This window comes from Lactobacillus sp. ESL1191 (assembly GCF_058504435.1).
This window is the reverse complement of sequence record NZ_CP196365.1, coordinates 939,882-958,476: the sequence shown is the minus strand read 5'-3', so window position 1 is coordinate 958,476 and position 18,595 is coordinate 939,882. Positions and strand designations below refer to the sequence as shown.

General features: G+C 43.5%; 17 protein-coding genes. 16 read left to right on the top strand and 1 reads right to left on the bottom strand.

Annotated elements, in window-relative coordinates:
• Positions 1-11: 11 nt before the first annotated feature.
• The 8 genes from fmt (at position 12) to ACSYSN_RS04960 (ending at position 9,694) form a co-directional block, all read left to right on the top strand.
• Positions 12-956, top strand: coding sequence for a methionyl-tRNA formyltransferase (gene fmt / locus ACSYSN_RS04995; protein WP_491711826.1), 945 nt, complete (start codon positions 12-14; stop codon positions 954-956).
• Complete coding sequence (gene rsmB, locus ACSYSN_RS04990) at positions 943-2,265, top strand: 16S rRNA (cytosine(967)-C(5))-methyltransferase RsmB (RefSeq protein ID WP_491711825.1); 1,323 nt, start codon at positions 943-945, stop codon at positions 2,263-2,265. Before fmt ends, rsmB begins: the two co-directional genes overlap by 14 nt.
• A gap of 3 nt (positions 2,266-2,268) precedes the next feature.
• The gene (locus tag ACSYSN_RS04985) at positions 2,269-3,018 is read left to right on the top strand and encodes a Stp1/IreP family PP2C-type Ser/Thr phosphatase (RefSeq protein WP_491711824.1); all 750 of its coding nucleotides are present in this window, start codon (positions 2,269-2,271) and stop codon (positions 3,016-3,018) included.
• Positions 3,015-4,994 (top strand): Stk1 family PASTA domain-containing Ser/Thr kinase, encoded by a 1,980-nt coding sequence (gene pknB, locus ACSYSN_RS04980; RefSeq protein WP_491711823.1) that lies wholly within the window; start codon positions 3,015-3,017, stop codon positions 4,992-4,994. The genes ACSYSN_RS04985 and pknB overlap by 4 nt, the downstream gene beginning before the upstream one ends.
• A 2-nt stretch (positions 4,995-4,996) precedes the next feature.
• Positions 4,997-5,884, top strand: coding sequence for a ribosome small subunit-dependent GTPase A (gene rsgA, locus ACSYSN_RS04975; protein ID WP_491711822.1), 888 nt, complete (start codon positions 4,997-4,999; stop codon positions 5,882-5,884).
• A gap of 11 nt (positions 5,885-5,895) precedes the next feature.
• A complete protein-coding gene (gene rpe, locus ACSYSN_RS04970) occupies positions 5,896-6,543 on the top strand; it encodes a ribulose-phosphate 3-epimerase (protein ID WP_491711821.1) in 648 nt (215 codons plus the stop codon).
• Complete coding sequence (locus tag ACSYSN_RS04965; RefSeq protein WP_491711820.1) at positions 6,540-7,226, top strand: thiamine diphosphokinase; 687 nt, start codon at positions 6,540-6,542, stop codon at positions 7,224-7,226. Before rpe ends, ACSYSN_RS04965 begins: the two co-directional genes overlap by 4 nt.
• 308 nt (positions 7,227-7,534) lie before the next feature.
• Positions 7,535-9,694 (top strand): BspA family leucine-rich repeat surface protein, encoded by a 2,160-nt coding sequence (locus tag ACSYSN_RS04960; protein ID WP_491711819.1) that lies wholly within the window; start codon positions 7,535-7,537, stop codon positions 9,692-9,694.
• 100 nt (positions 9,695-9,794) lie between these two features.
• Here the strand turns inward: ACSYSN_RS04960 and rpmB are convergent, their stop codons facing one another.
• Positions 9,795-9,980 carry a 50S ribosomal protein L28 gene (gene rpmB, locus ACSYSN_RS04955; RefSeq protein ID WP_317636933.1) on the bottom strand — a complete coding sequence of 62 codons (186 nt, stop codon included), beginning with the start codon at positions 9,978-9,980 and terminating at the stop codon, positions 9,795-9,797.
• A gap of 163 nt (positions 9,981-10,143) precedes the next feature.
• Here rpmB and ACSYSN_RS04950 point away from each other — a divergent pair, with 163 nt between their 5' ends.
• The 8 genes from ACSYSN_RS04950 (at position 10,144) to opp4B (ending at position 18,584) form a co-directional block, all read left to right on the top strand.
• The gene (locus tag ACSYSN_RS04950; protein ID WP_317636932.1) at positions 10,144-10,506 is read left to right on the top strand and encodes an Asp23/Gls24 family envelope stress response protein; all 363 of its coding nucleotides are present in this window, start codon (positions 10,144-10,146) and stop codon (positions 10,504-10,506) included.
• Positions 10,507-10,527: 21 nt separating this feature from the next.
• On the top strand, positions 10,528-12,186 hold the full coding sequence (locus tag ACSYSN_RS04945; protein WP_491711818.1) for a DAK2 domain-containing protein: 1,659 nt from the start codon (positions 10,528-10,530) through the stop codon (positions 12,184-12,186).
• Positions 12,187-12,188: 2 nt separating this feature from the next.
• Positions 12,189-14,225, top strand: a complete 2,037-nt coding sequence (gene recG / locus ACSYSN_RS04940) for an ATP-dependent DNA helicase RecG (RefSeq protein ID WP_491711817.1) — start codon at positions 12,189-12,191, stop codon at positions 14,223-14,225.
• Positions 14,226-14,241: 16 nt separating this feature from the next.
• On the top strand, positions 14,242-15,240 hold the full coding sequence (plsX, locus tag ACSYSN_RS04935) for a phosphate acyltransferase PlsX (protein WP_491712906.1): 999 nt from the start codon (positions 14,242-14,244) through the stop codon (positions 15,238-15,240).
• A 27-nt stretch (positions 15,241-15,267) separates the two neighbouring features.
• Positions 15,268-15,510, top strand: coding sequence for an acyl carrier protein (gene acpP, locus ACSYSN_RS04930; protein ID WP_491712905.1), 243 nt, complete (start codon positions 15,268-15,270; stop codon positions 15,508-15,510).
• Between the two features lie 119 nt (positions 15,511-15,629).
• Entirely contained in the window at positions 15,630-16,640 is a 1,011-nt protein-coding gene (locus tag ACSYSN_RS04925) for an ABC transporter ATP-binding protein (RefSeq protein WP_317636928.1), read from the top strand.
• Between the two features lie 4 nt (positions 16,641-16,644).
• On the top strand, positions 16,645-17,622 hold the full coding sequence (locus ACSYSN_RS04920; RefSeq protein ID WP_317636927.1) for an ATP-binding cassette domain-containing protein: 978 nt from the start codon (positions 16,645-16,647) through the stop codon (positions 17,620-17,622).
• Between the two features lie 2 nt (positions 17,623-17,624).
• Positions 17,625-18,584: an oligopeptide ABC transporter permease gene (gene opp4B / locus ACSYSN_RS04915; protein ID WP_491711816.1), complete on the top strand. Its 960-nt coding sequence runs from the start codon at positions 17,625-17,627 to the stop codon at positions 18,582-18,584.
• Positions 18,585-18,595 lie beyond the last annotated feature (11 nt).

The window sequence follows — 18,595 nt, the reverse complement described above, 5'->3', positions numbered from 1 at the left end:
GGAGATGCTCAATGACATCAGTGATTTTTATGGGAACGCCAAACTTTGCGGTACCAATTCTAAAGGGACTTGTTGAACATAACTATGAAATTAAGGGCGTTGTTACCCAGCCTGACAAAAAGGTGGGTCGCAAGCAAATAGTGGCCCAAACACCCGTTAAGCAGGCGGCGGAAGAGTTGAAATTACCCGTTTTTCAACCAGATAGATTATCGCGTTCACCAGAGCTGGCGGAACTTATTGACCTGCATGCTGACTTAATTGTAACTGCTGCTTATGGTCAGTTTTTGCCTACCAAGTTTTTGAAATCGGTCAAGATTGCTGCAGTGAACGTTCACGGGTCGCTGCTCCCCAAGTATCGCGGAGGGGCACCAATTCAGTATGCCTTGCTCAAGGGTGAAGCGGAAACCGGTGTAACTATTATGGAGATGGTCAAGGAAATGGATGCCGGTGCTATTTACGCGCAAAAAGTGCTTAAAATTGAGGCAGCTGACACGACTGGCACGCTCTTTGATAAGTTATCGCTGCTTGGTCGTGACTTGCTACTTGAGACCCTGCCGCGAATTATTGCAGATCCGACGGACAAAACTCCGCAAAATCAGGATCAGGTAACCTTTTCGCCAAACATTAGCAAGGACCAAGAACAAATCAAGGTGACGATGACCGCTCTAGCTGCTAATAACCTCATTAGAGCGCTGAATCCCAGCCCGGGAGCGTATTTGGTGATTGATGGCAAACGGCTCAAAGTTTGGCGGGCCAAGGTTAATTCGCAAAAAACTAACCTGTCGGCTGGTAGTTTAGTTGCAAAAGACGGCCGTTTCGCCCTCAGTTTTGCCCAAGGAACAGTTTTAGACCTGGTTGAAGTGCAGCCTGCAGGAAAAAAGCAAATGCCAGTGAAAAACTTTTTGAACGGCCAGGGTAGCAAGTTTACAGTAGGAGAAAAAATTGTCGACGACTAAAAGTGCTCGTGCTGTCGCCTTAGCAACTTTAATCCGTGTCTGGCGTGACGGCTCATATTCAAATATTAGTTTAAATAATAGTTTTCGCTCCTCTGACTTGTCGCAGACAGATCGTAATTTCACGACTCGCCTGGTTTACGGTACAATCCAAGAAAAAATCTATTTAGAGTTCCAACTGCAAGATTTGGTTAAAACCAAGCTCAAGGAAGATTACCTGTGGCCATTATTGTTAATGTCGGCTTACCAGTTGCTTTTTATGGACAAGGTACCCAACCGGGCAGTCTTAAATGAGGCCAACAAACTGGCCAAGCAATTTGGCAAACCACACTCTACTGGCTTTAAAATTGTCAACGGTATTCTACGTGCCTTGCTCAGACGGGGCAGGGTGCTGCCGCAGGTGACGGCACCTGACTACTTGGTGGTTAAGGAGAGCATGCCCGCTTGGCTAGTCCAGTATTTGGTGGACCATTGGGGCGCGGAGCGGGCGGCCAGCATTCTGGCCAGTGTCAATGAACCAGCCAAAAACACCGTGCGGATTTCCCAATTAGTTTCGGCTACAGAGGTCGTAACCGCACTGAACGACTTGGGTTTTGCTCCCTGCGAATCGCAAATGACCGCCCAAGAAGTTGTTTTAGACCATGGCGGAATCAGCGATTCAGAGCTGTTCAAAGAAGGAAAATTGACAATTCAAGACGAAGCTGCTAGTTTAGCAGTGAGTGCATTCAATTTCACTGGGGATGAAGAGGTACTTGACGCATGTAGTGCTCCGGGCGGCAAAACCATTCAGCTGGCTGAACAATTGTCCGCAGGGCGAGTTACTGCCCTAGATATTCACCAAAACAAACTGCGTTTAGTGCAAAAAAGCAGTCAGAGAATGAATGTTGCAAGTAGAGTAAAAACTCAGAAAATGGATGCCAGATTCGCAAAAGAGGTCTTTCAACCGGGGCAATTCGACAAAATATTGGTTGATGCGCCATGTTCAGGATTAGGTTTGTTGCGGCGCAAACCGGAAATCAGGTATAACAAGAGTCTCGCTGATTTAACTAAGTTGCAAAAAGTGCAGCTGGCAATTCTAAATCAGGTAAGTTCACTTTTGAATGATAAAGGCGAGTTAGTTTATTCTACTTGCACTTTTACGGTTGAAGAGGATGAGGATGTGGTCCAAGCCTTTTTAAGCGATAATCCCCAATTTAAGTTGCAACCGTTTGAGACCGGTAAAATTGCTGCTCCTAACGGTATGCTCAAAATCCTGCCAGATGAATATGGCAGCGACGGTTTTTTCATTGCTAAATTTGTAGTGCGAGGTTAAGTTTTGATCAAAACAGCATTTGCTTCAAGTATCGGACGGATACGGAAGAGCAATCAGGACTTTGTCCAGGTTTTTAAGAATAAAAAGGGAGCCACCATGGCAGTGGTCTGTGATGGAATGGGCGGTCACCAGGGTGGTGATGTTGCTTCAACGATGGCGGTCCGCCACCTAGGGCATAGCTTTAGTACGACTGACTTTTTTGATTGTCAAAGTGCGCGCCAATGGTTAGATGTCCAGCTGAGTGCTGAAAATGAAACTATCTTGAAGACTGCTGACCGCTTTCCTGACCTTAATGGGATGGGAACGACGATTGTGTTGGCCATTGCTTTTAAAGGCGAAGCATTGATTGCTCATTTAGGTGATTCGCGGGCCTATGGCTACACCAATGGTGAGTTTATGCAGTTGGTTGAAGATCATTCGCTAGTTAATGAATTAGTGAAGATGGGGCAGATTACCAAGCAACAGGCGCGCAATCATCCGCAAAAAAATATCATTACCCAGTCACTTGGTGTTTCTAGTACAATCAATCCGGAATATCGGCAGATCGAGCTGAACGATCATGATTTAATCTTATTATGCACGGATGGACTCACTAATTCGCTTAGTGATCCTCAAATTCAGCAGATTTTGGCGACCAAGGAGTTATCGCTCAAAGACCGTTGTCATAAGCTAATTAACGAGGCTAACCGCTTAGGTGGTGGAGATAATATCACTGTCTGTCTAGTGCTGCATGAAGGCGGTGAGAAGCAATGATCACCAAGGGTTACTTACTAGGAGACCGCTATCGTATCGTTGATACACTGGGTGAGGGCGGCATGGCCAATGTCTATTTGGCTGAAGACATTATTTTAGAACGTAAAGTTGCCGTCAAAATCTTGCGTTTGGATTTACAAAAGGAACCCCAGACCCTGGCCCGTTTTCAGCGGGAGGCTTTGGCGACTAGTGAATTAAGTCATCCTAATATTGTGATGGTCTTAGATGTGTCGACCGATCACGGTATTCCATATATGGTCATGGAATATGTTGATGGTCCAGACCTTAAAGAATATATCAGGCAAAATTCGCCACTGGATTTGCATAATGTTATCCGCATTATGAATCAAATATTGAGCGCAATGACCTTAGCCCACAAGCATAACGTAATTCATCGTGACCTTAAGCCGCAAAATATTCTGATGGATAAGCGCGGCAATATCAAAATTGCTGACTTTGGCATTGCAGTAGCATTGAACCAAAATTCTGTCACGCAAACAAATTCTGTAGTAGGTTCGGTTCACTATATGTCACCCGAACAGACTCGCGGAGGCATGGTTACTAAGCAATCTGATATCTATTCCTTGGGCATAATTCTGTATGAGTTAATTACGGGTTCAGTACCCTTTAGTGGTGACTCTGCAGTCTCAGTGGCACTAAAGCACGCCCAGGAACCAATTCCAGCAATTAAGCAAAAGGACACTAAGGTTCCCCAGGCTCTTGAAAATGTTGTGCTTAAAGCAACAGCCAAAAACCCCCGTGACCGTTATTATTCGTCCAGTGAAATGAAGGCAGATTTAGACACAAGTCTTGATCCGGCACGGGCTAATGAACCCGTCTTTTCTGCTAATGATGGGCTGAATGATGAAACGATTATTTTGCCTAATTTCAAGCTTAATGATGATGCTGTTCCAGACCGAGACCAGGCCAAGCAGGCAGACCAAGAAAAAGACCAAGAAACTACTAAGCAGGTGTCCCAGGCCGGTAAATTTCAAAATTTACGTAACCATAAGTGGTGGTGGCTGTTTATCGGTTTGGCTGCAATACTGGTTGTTGGGTTGATGGTATTTGTGCTGTCTAACCGTAATGGCGGTGAGGTGCGCATTCCTGATGTGACCAACTTAACTGAAAGAAGTGCGCGGACTAAACTAGAAAGCGTGGGGTTAAAGGTTGGTCGTATCAAGCATCGTGAGTCTAACAGTATTGATCAAGGCCGAGTAATCGAGACTAGGCCAACTGCAGGTGAACAAATTAAGCGCGGCCGGGTAATTGACCTTTATATTTCCGCTGGTGCCGGCATGGCCGGTGTACCCGACGTTACCGGTGATGATTACCAAGAAGCGGTCGATAAGCTGGAAAAGATGGGCTTTGAAGTTATTAAGGAGAGTCGCTTTTCTGCTAGCGTTCCCGCCAATCATGTCATTAGCCAGAGTATCGCTGCTGGGGTTGAGGTTAAACCGAACCAGACCACAATTACGCTGAGTGTGTCCAAAGGACAAAATGACCATCTGAAGGACACCATTAAATTACCTAATCTAAAAAATCACTCACTTAAAGAGGCTAAAGAATATGCACGTCAGCATGGCCTAACCTTGCAAGTCAGTCAGACTTATTCTGATAAGGTCAAGAAGGGGATGATCGTGGAGATGAGTCCTAACCCAGGTACCAGGGTACCACGTGGCAGCACCATTACCATTAGTGTCTCTGAAGGTGCAAAGAAAAAGAGTGATGATACGACGATTAGGACGTTCTCAGTCACTTATGAAAAAGATGAAAATAATGATGAAGACCACCAAGGCAATCATGTGCAAATCTATATTGCCGACGACAACCACTCGGCCAGCAATGTTTACCGTGACCTTTATATTAAGCGAGACATGAACTTTTCTATCCCGTTCCACCTAAAGGAAGGTGCGGGCTCCTTGCGGGTTGTCCGTGATGGTCAAACGATTTTGAACCAAAAGGTAAGCAAATAACGATGACAGCAGAAGGTATTGTAATCGGCTTAATTGCAGGCTTTTACGATGTTTTGACAAACCAGCAGGTAGTTCGAACTAGGGCGCGTGGCGTTTTTCGCAAAAATAAGTTGAAACCCACAGTTGGTGATCGGGTCAAAATTCAAATTGACGATCAGGGAACGAATTACTTGCTTGAAGTTTTTTCCCGCAGAAACTTGATTGGTCGCCCCGCATTGGCTAACGTCGATCATGTTTTGCTAGTAATGTCAGCTGTTGAGCCAGATTTTTCGTTGCAACTGCTTGATCGTTTTTTAACTTTTTTTGCTTGGCAGCAAGTTGCAGTTAGTATTTACCTATCTAAGGGAGATCTGACCGGTAAAAAAGCGTTGACGCAACTTAAAAGCGACCTTGATTATTACCAAGCAATTGGTTATCCCGTTTTTGATGACTGGTCGAGTCTAGCAGTCAAGCTACCGGAAGCAATTGGCCCAGAGCAAATTTGGACACTAGCGGGTCAATCTGGGGCAGGTAAGTCAACACTGATTAACCACCTTAAAAAGGACCTAAGCCAGGAAACCGCGGCAATATCGACTAGTCTCAACCGGGGTAAGCACACGACGCGGACCGTACAATTGTTCAACTTGGGCCAGGGTTTTCTGGCTGACACCCCAGGCTTCTCTGCAATTGACCTAACTCCCATTAAGGTCAATGAACTTGGTAATTACTTTGTCGAGTTCAAACGAGCTAGTAGCCAGTGCAAGTTTCGAACTTGCCAGCACTTCAAGGAACCTAAGTGTGAGGTCAAGCGACTGGTTGAACTGGGTCTGATTAAGCGGAGTCGATACGATGACTACTTGCTAATGCGGACGGCAATTGCTAATGGCCAGTTGCCGGAGTATTTAAAATAAGGAGAAAAAGCTTGATTGCACCGTCAATTCTAAACATTAATAATTTAAACTTAGAAGCAGATCTTAAAAAAGCCGCTAAAGCCGGCATCACCCGTTTCCATATTGATATCATGGACGGTCACTTTGTGCCTAACCTGTCCTTTGGTCCCCAATTAGTCAGTGATTTTAAACATGCCTTTCCCAACCTTGAGGCCGAGATTCACTTGATGAGCAATAATCCCGGAGTTTTGGTGCCAGCCTTTGTGAAGGCTGGGGCGGACCTAGTGCTGCTGCATTATGAGGCCATGAGCGAAGCGGAAGTCAATGGGTGGCTAGATTACTTGCATGAACACCAGGTGCAGGCGGGATTGGTGCTGAACCCGGACACGCCGGTTGCCGTTTTGTCCCAGTTTGCTGCTAAACTCGATCAGGTGTTGATAATGACCGTTTATCCAGGTTTTGGCGGGCAAAAATATCTTCCTGAGTCGGCTGATCGAATTCAGCAGGCTAAGCAAGTATTAGGAACAAAAGTTCCGCTTGAAGTTGATGGCGGAATTAACGCCCAAACTGCCAAACTGGCAAAGGAAGCTGGAGCCAATATTTTTGTGGCAGGTTCATACTTGTTCTGTCAAAACACGGTTGAGGCACAACTTGCTGAATTAACTGAGGCATTACAATGAGGGCCTGTGCACTTTTAGGGGGGCCAAAGGCGCAATGGCCTACCGACCTCCAAGCACTTTTAGCCGCAAGGCAAGCATCTGGAGACTTACTCATTGGTGTTGATCGTGGCAGTCTTTTGCTGGAAGAATTGAATCTAGTTCCCGACTTGGCAGTTGGAGACTTTGACTCACTTAAGAAGACTGAATTAGCCCAAATAGAAGAGAATGTTCTCGATCTACGCTACTCGATTCCAGAAAAAGATTATACTGATGCTGAGCTGGCAACTAAGTATGCTTTTGTCGACTATCAGGTTGATGCCTTAACCTTATTTGGGGCAACAGGAGGTCGGCTTGATCATTTTTTAACTAATCTTCTGATGGTAGTTAAGTCAGGTTTTAGTCAATATGCCGAGCATATCGAGTTGGTTGACGAGCAAAATGAGCTACGTTTTTACCGGCCGGGTCAGCACCGGGTTAACCGCCTGCCAGGGTATGCCTACTTTGCTGTTGCCCCCTTAACAGCAGTTACTGGCTTGAGCATCACCGGTGCTAAGTACGAGCTGAATAACTATGTTAGTGCAGTTCCACTTTCTTTTGCTTCAAACGAGTTTCTACCGGGCCAGGATACTTTTGACTTGTCTTTTGCTGAAGGCATTGTGGCAGTCATTCAAACTAAGGATATTGACCGGTATCAGAATATTTGAGTCTAAGAATAAATTTATTTTTATAAAAGTAATTGGAAAGACATAATCATTTTTGATATTACAATATGTTTCTAAGCGATAGGTAAGGTAACTATTCAATACGCTCCACTAATGCTTATGCTTTTGAAACCGAATAGGTTCATAAATCGAAGCTTACTAATTATGTTTTTGGTTAGCTATTAGATAGTAATCATCTTGAATAAAGATAACAATTGTGATAATATCAGTTTGTTGATGTTTTAATATAAATATTGTTTAATTAATTGGTAATATCTATTTTGTCTAGATTACTGGAGATAAACCTAATCATGAAAAAATCCCCAATCTATTTACAGGGAGAAAAGATGCTATTTAGTAGCATTACTGCTATGGCTCTTTTTGTACTTAATACTAGAAATGTGAAAGCGGATGATGCAACTTCAAGTCAATCTGCTGGGAATTTCCCTAGTGAGATATACTCTAACAATACCACTCTTGAAGTAAGTGCCAGTGAAGATGTAGCGAATAGTAAGGCAAGGGTTGAAGACAGTTCAACTGGAAGTGAGGTAGAGAAAGATACTAGTACTTCTGCTAAAGGAGAGGGTAGCAAGAATGTAATTGACAATAACAGATTAACGCGTTCAATTATAAATACAAGCTGGAATGGTCTTCCAGTGGCATACGATGATGTTAGTGGGAAATTAACAATTTCCTGTGATAATTCACCGGTACTTACTAACCCTGATCCAATAGGAGGGCACATTCCTGGCGTCTATACTCCAAAAATTAAGCTAGTTGAGTTTACAGGCAAACTAAAGCTCATTGGTTCGATTGATCAAATGTTTGCCTCTTTAGACGAAGTAACTGAAATTAAGGGGATAAACAAGTTTGATACATCTGAAGTGACCAGTATGTACGGCTTGTTTCAAAACTGTTATAACTTGACAACTGCTGATGTAAGTAATTTTGATACTAGTAAAGTCACCAACATGGCATTAATGTTTATGTATTGCCATAATATTGATAATTTGAATGTGAGCGGCTGGGATACATCACGTGTTACAAGTATGCGTATGATGTTTGATGTTCTTTATATTAGCAATGGCACCATTTGTCGGACGAAGTTGAAAGAGTTAGATGTAAGCCATTTTAATACCTCGCAAGTTACGGAAATGGACGAAATGTTTCATGGCTGTACAGAACTTAAGAATTTAGATGTAAGCAGTTTTGATACATCCAAAGTGACTGATATGCACGCCATGTTTGGATCATGTAATGATTTAACCGAACTAAATGTAAAAAATTTTGATACCTCTAAAGTGACTGATATGGGCGGGATGTTTGATGGTTGTGCAAACTTGGAAATACTTGACTTAAGTAGCTTCGATATGAGAGCTATCAGTAGCTACGATAAGCCCGACATGAATTACAAGGATCAAACCAGATTTGCCATGTTAAGTGCTATGCCTAAACTAAAAATCTTAATACTAAGCGATAAATGTGACATTAAAAATTCGGGCTTCGAGTATTGGGGTGACTTAGAGGGTAAATTTTTTGGGCAATCGGATAATTTATGGGTTAATTTGGATGGAGGTTCACTGACTGATGCCAAGGGTAAAAATGTCTGGCTTCCAAAGGAAATGGCGAGCAAATATCAAGCAGGCAAGGATGCCGATACTTATATTCGATTTGGCGAATTAACGGTACACTATCGAGATGAAAATGGTCAAACACTTATGGCAGATCGAAAAATTCGCGGGTTAATTGATGAGTCTTATGACAAACGGGACTACTTCGAGACGATTCCGGGATATGTACTGACTGGAATTTTGGAAGATTCTAAAAGCATGTTTGAAGCTGGCATTGGCAAGGAAATTGAGTTTATTTATACTAAGGCAGCATTGCCTTCTACAATTATTGTCCATTATCAGGATGAGGCTGGTCAGACTATTGCATCAGACGAGCTCTTGTATGGTTCAGTTGGAGACATCTATCAAAGTATGCAAAAAGTAGTTCCAGGCTATACTTTTAAAGAAGTACATGGACAGGTGACGGGCTCTTTCACTGTCAATCCACAGACCGTCACCTATATATACACTAAGGATCAGATTGTTACTCCGGCAAATCCAACAATGCCGAATAATCCAGTAACTCCAAGTACACCGGTTAATCCAGTTAATCCAACGACTACAGGTGATCCAACAAACCAGGTAAATTCAAGTAATCCAATTAAAGATGGTGATCCAGCTAAAGGACCTATTAAAGGTAAACAAGGTAGCATACCTAAGGTAAAAGAAGATCCTAGAAACAAGCATTTTAAAGCAAGTTCCCCTAAAAAAATCAAAGTTAATACTGATGATGAGCAAAAGGTAAGAACGTTGCCGAAAACCGGTCTTGATAAAAATCTAGGGATAGCAGCAATTGCCTTAGGAGGAGTTATGATAACTGTTGCTCTCTGTGGTAGTTGGGTTACTCGTAGGAAAAATTGATGAGAAAGTAAAAAGCTATTTCATATATGAAATAGCTTTTTACTTTGTTTGAATCAAATAAAAAACTAGCAAAAGTAATCTTCTGCTAGTTTCATCGTAATTAAACGCGAGTTACTTTACCAGACTTCAAAGTCTTGGTTGAAACCCACACACGCTTTGGTTTACCATCAACAAGAATACGAACTTTTTGAAGGTTTGGCTTCCAGGTCCGCCGTGATGAATTCAGTGAGTGCGAACGTGTGTTACCAAAAGTGGTCTTTTTACCAGTGATATAATCTTTTGCCATTTGCTAAACCTCCTTTTATCTGTGTTTTCATACTCAATTAAGATAGCATATCTTTTTAATCATTGCAACCACAAGTTTTTTAAAGAATGAATGTTGTATTTCTACTTGCCGACTATGATAAAATAGATACATAATATTGAGAACAATGATACGGAGGATAAACATGGCTGTTAAAATCAAAACGAATAATGGTTTGATTGATATTTCAAACGGAGTAGTTGCAATTGTCGTTGGTTGTGCAGCTACATCGAATTACGGTGTTGTAGGAATGGCCTCGAAGAACGCTTTTCGTGATGGTTTCGACGGCATTCTTAACCGGGCCAATTATAAGCGGGGCGTCGTTGTTAAGTCTGAAGATAATCGCATTACAGTGGATGTTTACATCATTGTTGGCTACGGTCTAAAAATTTCGGAAGTAAGCCGTAATGTGCAGGGCAGTGTTAAGTTCAACTTGAAGAATCAACTTGGAATTGATACAAAAGCTGTTAATGTCATCGTTCAAAGTGTAAAAGTGCTTGACGAATAACTCAAGCGGAGGTTATGGATTTTGGTTTTAAAGGAAATAGATAGTAAAAAATTTAGAGATATGGTTCGTGTGGCTACCCACCGACTGGGACGTAATGCCGAATTTATCGACTCTTTGAACGTCTTCCCGGTTCCTGACGGTGATACTGGGACTAATATGAATTTGACCATTGAAAGTGGTGCCAAGGCTGTAGCTGAAAATACTAGTTCAATGGTTGGCGAACTGACGGAAAGTTTTGCTAAGGGCATGCTGATGGGTGCTCGCGGTAATAGTGGAGTTATTTCTTCGCAACTGTTTAGGGGCTTTTACAAGGCTACAGTGGGCATGAAGACAATGAATGCCCAAGAACTGGCCAATGCCTTCTCAAATGGTGTTGCAACGGCGTATAAGGCCGTCATGAAGCCGGTTGAAGGGACGATCTTGACAGTTGCTCGTGTTGCGGCTCAAGAAGGTGCTAACAAGGCTAATGAAACCGACGACGTTGAAGAGGTACTGACCGCCATCGTTGAAGGAGCTAAGGCTGCTCTAAAGACCACGCCTGACTTACTGCCCGTACTGAAGCAGGTTGGTGTAGTTGATTCTGGTGGTCAAGGCTTATTGTTTATCTATGAAGGCTTTTTAGAAGGTTTACTGGGTGAGAATTTTGCTGACCGCTATCAGCCGGATGAAGGTGAAATGGATGAAATGATCAATGCGATGCACCACCAGTCCGTCCAATCGCAACTGGCCACGCAGGACATTGAGAACGGCTACTGTACGGAGATCATGGTTGATTTAACCGCAGATGTTCCCCACAAAAAACCGTTTAAGCTGGAAGAATTCAGAGAACATCTTTCTGGTCTTGGTGATTCCCTGTTGGCCGTTTCTGATGATGAAGTTGCCAAGGTGCATGTTCATACTGAACACCCAGGTGCCGTCTTCACTTATGGTAGTCAATTTGGTCAACTAGGTAAGATTAAAATTGATAATATGCGTATCCAGCATGAGACAATCGTTAACAACAGTGATGAGGACCAGCAGAGTGTTGAATTTGCGGTTATCGCTGTGGCTTCTGGTAATGGCATTCGTACTTTGTTTGAAAGCGAAGGCGTGAACCGGATTATTTCAGGTGGTCAAACGATGAATCCGTCAACTCAGGATATTATTGATGCAATTAAGAAGTCTGGCGCTAAGAAGGCAATCGTGTTGCCTAATAATGGTAATATTGTCATGGCGGCTAAACAAGCTGCTGAAGTTAGCGACTTGCCTGTTGGTATTGTTCCATCCAAGACTATTTCGCAAGGATTAACGGCAATGTTGTCTTTCGACCCAGACTTGTCGGTTGAGGAGAATGTTGACAATATGACTGAAGCTCTTGCTGATGTTGTTTCTGGCGAAGTTACCCAGGCCAACCGTGATACAACTATCAATGACGTAGAAATCCACCAGAACGACTATCTTGGCATTATTGATGGTGATATTAAGATTGCTGAGACTGATGTGGTGACGGCTGCTGTCGACATGGTTGAAAAAATGCTAGATGAAGATTCAGAAATTATTACCATCATGTTTGGTCGTGATTCGAATGAACGCGAAGCCCAAAAAATTGTTAGTGCTCTTGAAGAAAAGCATGATGAGCTTGAGTTTGAAATTCATGACGGCGGTCAGCCAGTATATAACTTCCTGGTTTCTGTAGAATAACAATGGATGCAAAAAAAGTATTTGCTCCCGTAACAAACCTTAAAGGGGTAGGAACAAAGACTGCAGCAGCACTGGGAAGCCTAGGCATTTATAGTATTTATGATTTGTTGTTTTACTTTCCCTTTCGCTATGATGAGCTTCAGACAATCCCGCTTGACCAGATCATGGATGGTCAAAAGGTAATGTTAAAAGGAATAGTAGCGACAGCTGCATTTGTTAGCCGTTTCGGTTATAAGAAGAGCCGACTTAGCTTTAAAATCAGAATTGACCATGATGTTGTCATGGTCAATTTTTTTAATCAACCTTGGCTCAAGGATAAAGTGGAGGTTGGCCAGGAAGTTGCCATCTACGGCAAGTATAATCTGGCCAAGCAGAGCCTTTCAGGCTTTAAATTTGTTGCTGCCAAAGAAAACGATAGCGGAATGGCTCCGACTTATTCAGTTAACCGGCACCTACGGCAAAAAAAGTTACTTGAATTGATTAATCTGTCCCTGACGGATTTTTTACCAGAAGTTGATGATGTAGTGCCAGCTGACTTGCGGCAAAAATATCGTTTGTTGTCTGAACAAGATCTAGTCCAACAAATGCATCACCCCAAAAATGGTCATGAGGCAGAAAGAGCTCGGCGTAGCGCCATCTTTCGTGAATTCTTTATCTTTGAAATGGAATTGACCAGGTTGACTGCCCATAATGAGCATAACCGGGGCATCGCCAAGCACTATGATTTGAAGGAAATAGCTCGCTTAACCGCAATGCTACCTTTTGACTTGTCGGCTGATCAAAAGCATGTCATCAATGAGATTTTTGCTGATATCCACTCGAGCAGGCAGATGGAACGTTTGCTCCAAGGAGATGTCGGATCAGGTAAGACGATTGTAGCCATTTATGCCATTTATGCTGCTATTACGGGTGGTTTTCAAGCGGCGTTGATGGTACCGACTGAAATTTTGGCCAGCCAGCACTTCAAAAAAATCGATGAACTGCTGCGTCCTTTGGGTGTGCGTACTGCACTTTTGACGGGAGCGACCAAAACATTAGAGCGCCGGGAAATCTACCAGGAGTTAACTGATGGCACTATTAATGTGGTCATTGGTACTCATGCGTTGATTCAGCCCAGTGTGATTTTCAAGAGTCTGGGTCTGGTCATTATTGATGAGCAGCACCGCTTCGGAGTGGCTCAGCGGCGGTCGCTGATTAACAAGGGGAATGTTCCAGATGTGTTAGCAATGACTGCTACGCCAATTCCGCGGACGCTGGCTTTAACTGTTTATGGCGATATGACGCTTTCTGAAATTCGCCACCTCCCGGCTGGGCGTAAACAGATTATCTCTTCCTGGAAGACCAGTAGCCAGATGGCTGAGGTCTATCGCTTAATGCAGGAGCAACTCGCTGCGGGCTTTCAAATTTATGCGGTTACGCCACTAATAACTGAGTCTGAAGCACTAGACTTAAAAAACGCTGAGGAACTCTATGCTAAGTTGAATCATGATTTTCCCACGCAAGAGGTGGCTTTACTCCATGGTCAGATGACGAGCCCGCAAAAAGATGAAATCATGACGGCCTTTGTCGCAGGTGAGATTGACATTCTAGTCGCAACCAGTGTAATCGAAGTTGGTGTTGATGTCGCTAATGCTAATATGATGGTCATTTATAACGCTGATCGCTTCGGTATGAGTCAATTGCACCAGTTACGTGGCCGAATTGGTCGAGGCCAAACACAAAGCTATTGTGTTTTTCTGGCTGATCCTAAAACTGCCACTGGTAAGGCCCGGATGCAGGCTGTTGCCGCGACTACTGATGGTTTCAAACTAGCAGAAGAAGATCTAAAGATACGCGGGGAGGGTGATCTTTTCGGAAAAGCTCAGTCTGGTCTGCCTGAATTTCAAGTTGGCAATGTGGTCAATAATTATGAAACTTTGGTTGTGGCCCAGCAAGAAGCTAAGAAGTTGGTCAAAAGTGACCCTGAATTACAGCTCCAGACGCATGAAACTTTGAAAAAAGTGTTAGAATATAAACAACTACAGCAAGAACGAACTTAGAGAGATTGTGATGAAAATGAGAACAATTGCAGTAGATGCAATGGGCGGTGAGCATGCTCCCGAAGCAATCGTCCAGGCCGTATTAAAGGCCAAAGCAGAATTACCGGAGACTAAATTTGTGCTCTTTGGTGAGCAGACCAAGTTGAAGGAGTTGCTTGGCCAAAACGAGGAACGGGTTGAAATTGTCGCTACCTCTGAAGTAATCAACGATGAGGATGAACCAGTTAAGGCAATTCGCACTAAAAAAGATTCTTCTTTAGTGGTGGCCGCCCAATTTGTTAAGCAGGGTAAGGCTGATGCCCTCCTGTCGCTGGGAAACACTGGTGCCATTTTAGCCAGCGGAATATTTATTATTGGTCGCATTAAGGGCATTGAACGGCCCGGATTGATGCCAACCTTGCCCGTGAAGAATTCTGATGATGGCTTTGAGATGATTGATGTCGGCGCAAATGCTAAAAGTAAGCCGGAATACCTCGTTAATTGGGCCAAAATGGCTACATATTACGCAGAAAAAGTGCGCGGCATTAGTCAACCGCGGGTAGCACTGCTTAACAATGGCGCCGAAAGCGATAAGGGAGATGATGTACACCAGCAGGCTTATGAACTGCTAAAAAGCAGTAGGCTTAACTTTATCGGCAATATTGAAGGTAACGAATTGCTTGATGGTAAGGCTGACGTTGTGGTCACTGATGGCTTTACCGGTAATGCTGTGCTCAAAAATCTCGAAGGCACGGCCAGCGTTTTGATTCATTTGCTAAAAGACGGATTGTTAAATAACGGTTTTTGGGTTAAAATTGGTGCTTTATTAAGTAAAAAGGCTCTGAAAAATCTTGCGGCGAAATTCGACATTGACAAATATGGCGGTGCCGTCTTGCTTGGTGTTAATGCGCCAGTGGTTAAGACCCATGGTCGCTCTGATCAGCGGGCCGTCTACTACACGATTAAACAAGTCGACAAGATTTTACGTGAAGAGATTATTGAAGAGTTTAAGGCGGAATTTGGCCAAGCTAAATAATTATATCTATGACAAGGGAGAGAAATGATGACTGAAGAAGAAATTTTTACTAAGATTCGCGACATTCTCGCTGACAATCTTGAAGTTGATAAGGAAAAGATCACCAAGGACACCAATTTCACTAGTGATTTGGACGCTGATTCCATTGATTTGGTTGAGTTTATTTTGCAACTGGAAGATGAATTTGGCGCCGAGATTTCTGATGAAGACGCAGAAAAGATTAAGACAGTTGGTGATGCGGTTAGTTATATAGCCGCCCACAGAAATTAATTTCTAGGCTATCAACTTGGCATTGCATATAGCCGGTTTGATGGTTATAATTAGAAATTAAATAAATTTATTAAGTATCTTTAATAAATCAGCTAAAAGATTTGAGAGGGGAATGTCCTTTGGAAAGACCAAGTGATCTCTTGTTAGATATCCAGCATCTGCATACGGCTTATCGATTACAAGGCAAGTTTTATGATGCTGCTGATGATATCAACATAACGCTGAAACGTGATGAAATTCTATCGGTCGTAGGTGAGTCTGGTTGTGGCAAGAGTACAATTGCTTCAAGTATTATTGGCTTATACGACCACAAAAATACTAAGGTAACTGGCGATATTTTGTACAATGAATTGAATTTGGTAGGGCTTAATGAGTCGCTATTTGATAAAATTCGGGGAAATAAGATTGGGATGATTTTCCAAGATCCGTTAGCCAGTCTGAATCCGTTAATGCGGGTTGGTGACCAAGTAGCAGAAACGCTTTATTATCACACTGATATGAACGAAAAGCAGCGTCATGCCCGGGTTATCGAGTTATTCAATCAGGTTGGCATGCCAAAGCCGGAAGAGACATACGCAATGTATCCGTTCGAACTTTCGGGTGGATTGCGGCAACGGATTGTGATTGCGATGGCAATTGCCTGCAAGCCAGAAGTAATTATTGCCGACGAGCCAACTACTGCACTCGATGTGACCATTCAAGCCCAAATTTTGGACTTGCTAGAAGACATTCAGCGGCAATCACATTCTGGTATTATCTTGATTACCCATGACTTGGGCGTGGTGGCTGAGACAGCTGACCAGGTAGCTGTTATGTATGCGGGGCAGATAGTGGAGAAGGCGGACGTGAAGACCATCTTTGAACATCCGCTACACCCCTACACCAGATCACTGCTCAATTCGATGCCTCAGACTGAGGATGAAGAAGATGACTTGCACGTTATCCAGGGAACAGTTCCGTCTTTGCAGAACATGCCACGTGAAGGTGACCGCTTTGCAGCGAGAATTCCTTGGATTCCTGCCAGTGCGCACGAAGCGGAACCAACCATGCACGAAGTTGATCCCGGTCACTGGGTAAGATGTACCTGCTGGAAGACATTCCATTTCCAAGATGAAGCGAGTGGGGAGTAGTTTTATGGCTAAAGAAATTATTCAAGTAAAAAATTTAAAGGTTCACTACCCAATCAGATCAGGCTTTTGGAATCGAATTACGGACTATGTTCGGGCCGTTGACGATGTTAGTATCACTATTAATGAGGGTGAGACTTACGGCTTAATCGGTGAGTCCGGGTCCGGTAAGTCAACCACTGGAAAGGCGATTGTTGGCGTGGAGCCAGTAACTAGTGGCCAGATCATCTATCAAGATGTTGATATTACCAAGTCTTCGAACCGGCGTAAGCTTGACTACAATAAGGATGTCCAGATGATCTTCCAGGATTCCCTGTCAAGTTTGAACCCCAGGAAGCGAATTGAAGATATTATTGCTGAGCCGATCCGCAACTTTGAGAAGTTAACAACTGATCAAGAGCGCGATCGCGTACAAGAGCTACTTGATATTGTTGGCATGCCGAGCGATTCTATCTATAAGTATCCGCATGAGTTTTCGGGTGGTCAACGACAGCGAATTGGGGTTGCTCGTGCAGTTGCGACTAATCCAAGGCTAATTGTGGCCGATGAACCGACCAGTGCGCTTGACCTTTCTGTGCAGGCGCAGGTACTCAACTTCATGAAACACATTCAGCAACAGTACAACATTGCCTACTTGTTCATCTCCCATGATTTGGGTGTGGTTAAGCACATGTCCGAGAATCTTGCAATCATGCACCGTGGCCGTTTAGTTGAAATTGGCAGCCGGGAAGATATCTATAAGCACCCCATGCACATCTATACCAAGCGCTTGTTATCAGCCATTCCGTTGGTCGACGTGGAACACCGGGAAGAGCATAAGCAGAACCGCGAGAAGGTTGAGCAAGAATTTCAGAATGATCAGAGCAAGTGGTATGACAAAGACGGACGTGTCTTTCCATTGCAAGAGGTATCTGGTAAGCACTTGGTCGCACTTCCTGAAGATGAAGTTAAGCGCGCAGAATTAAATGAAAAGGGGAGCGATTAATAATGTGGAAAACAGTCTTAAGACGTATATTAATTATGATCCCGCAATTGATCATTCTGAGTATCTTGGTCTTCTTTTTGGCTAAAATGATGCCCGGTGACCCGTTTAGTGGTCAGATTAATCCGAATACGGATCCCAAACAATTAGAAGCTTTAAAGCGGGCAGCGGGTCTGTATGACCCAGCACCGGTGCAATACGCACGCTGGGTTGGTAACCTCCTCAAGGGTGACCTAGGAACAAGTTACATTCAACATGTTCCGGTAACCTCACTGATTGCCGATCGCGCAGTTAATACCTTCTGGTTATCAATTTTGACAACTGTTATCAGCTACTCAATCTCAGTTCCGCTCGGCGTTATTGCTGGTCGTCACCAGGATGAGTGGCAGGATCAAGCCGTGCAGATTTTCAACTATATTACCTTTGCGGTGCCACCATTTGTCTTCTATATCTTAGGGATTTGGCTGTTCGGCTTTACGCTGGGTTGGTTTCCCATCTCTGGATCGATCTCGCCAAGTGCCTCAGGTTTCTGGGGGACGATTGGCAGTCAGCTCTATCACATTATCTTGCCAGCATTCCTCGTGGCTTTGATAACAACTACCAGTATTGTCCAATATCTGCGAACTGGAATTGTTGACAATAAGGTTGAAGATTATGTACGGACAGCCCATAGTAAGGGCGTTCCAGACAACGTAGTCTTTCGCAAACATATTCTGCGGAATTCTTTGCTGCCAATCGCCTCGTCGCTTGGTACGGTAATTACTGGCTTGTTAAGTGGGTCAATGATTGTTGAAACAGTCTTTAGTTACCCTGGAATGGGTAAACTATTCCTAGACTCAATCGGCCAACGTGACTATACCACCTTAACCGCGTTGATTTTGATCTTTGGTATTTTGACCTTGCTGGGTAACTTGTTATCTGACATTATCATGAGTATTGTCGATCCACGGATTCGGATTAAATAAGGGGGAGAAAG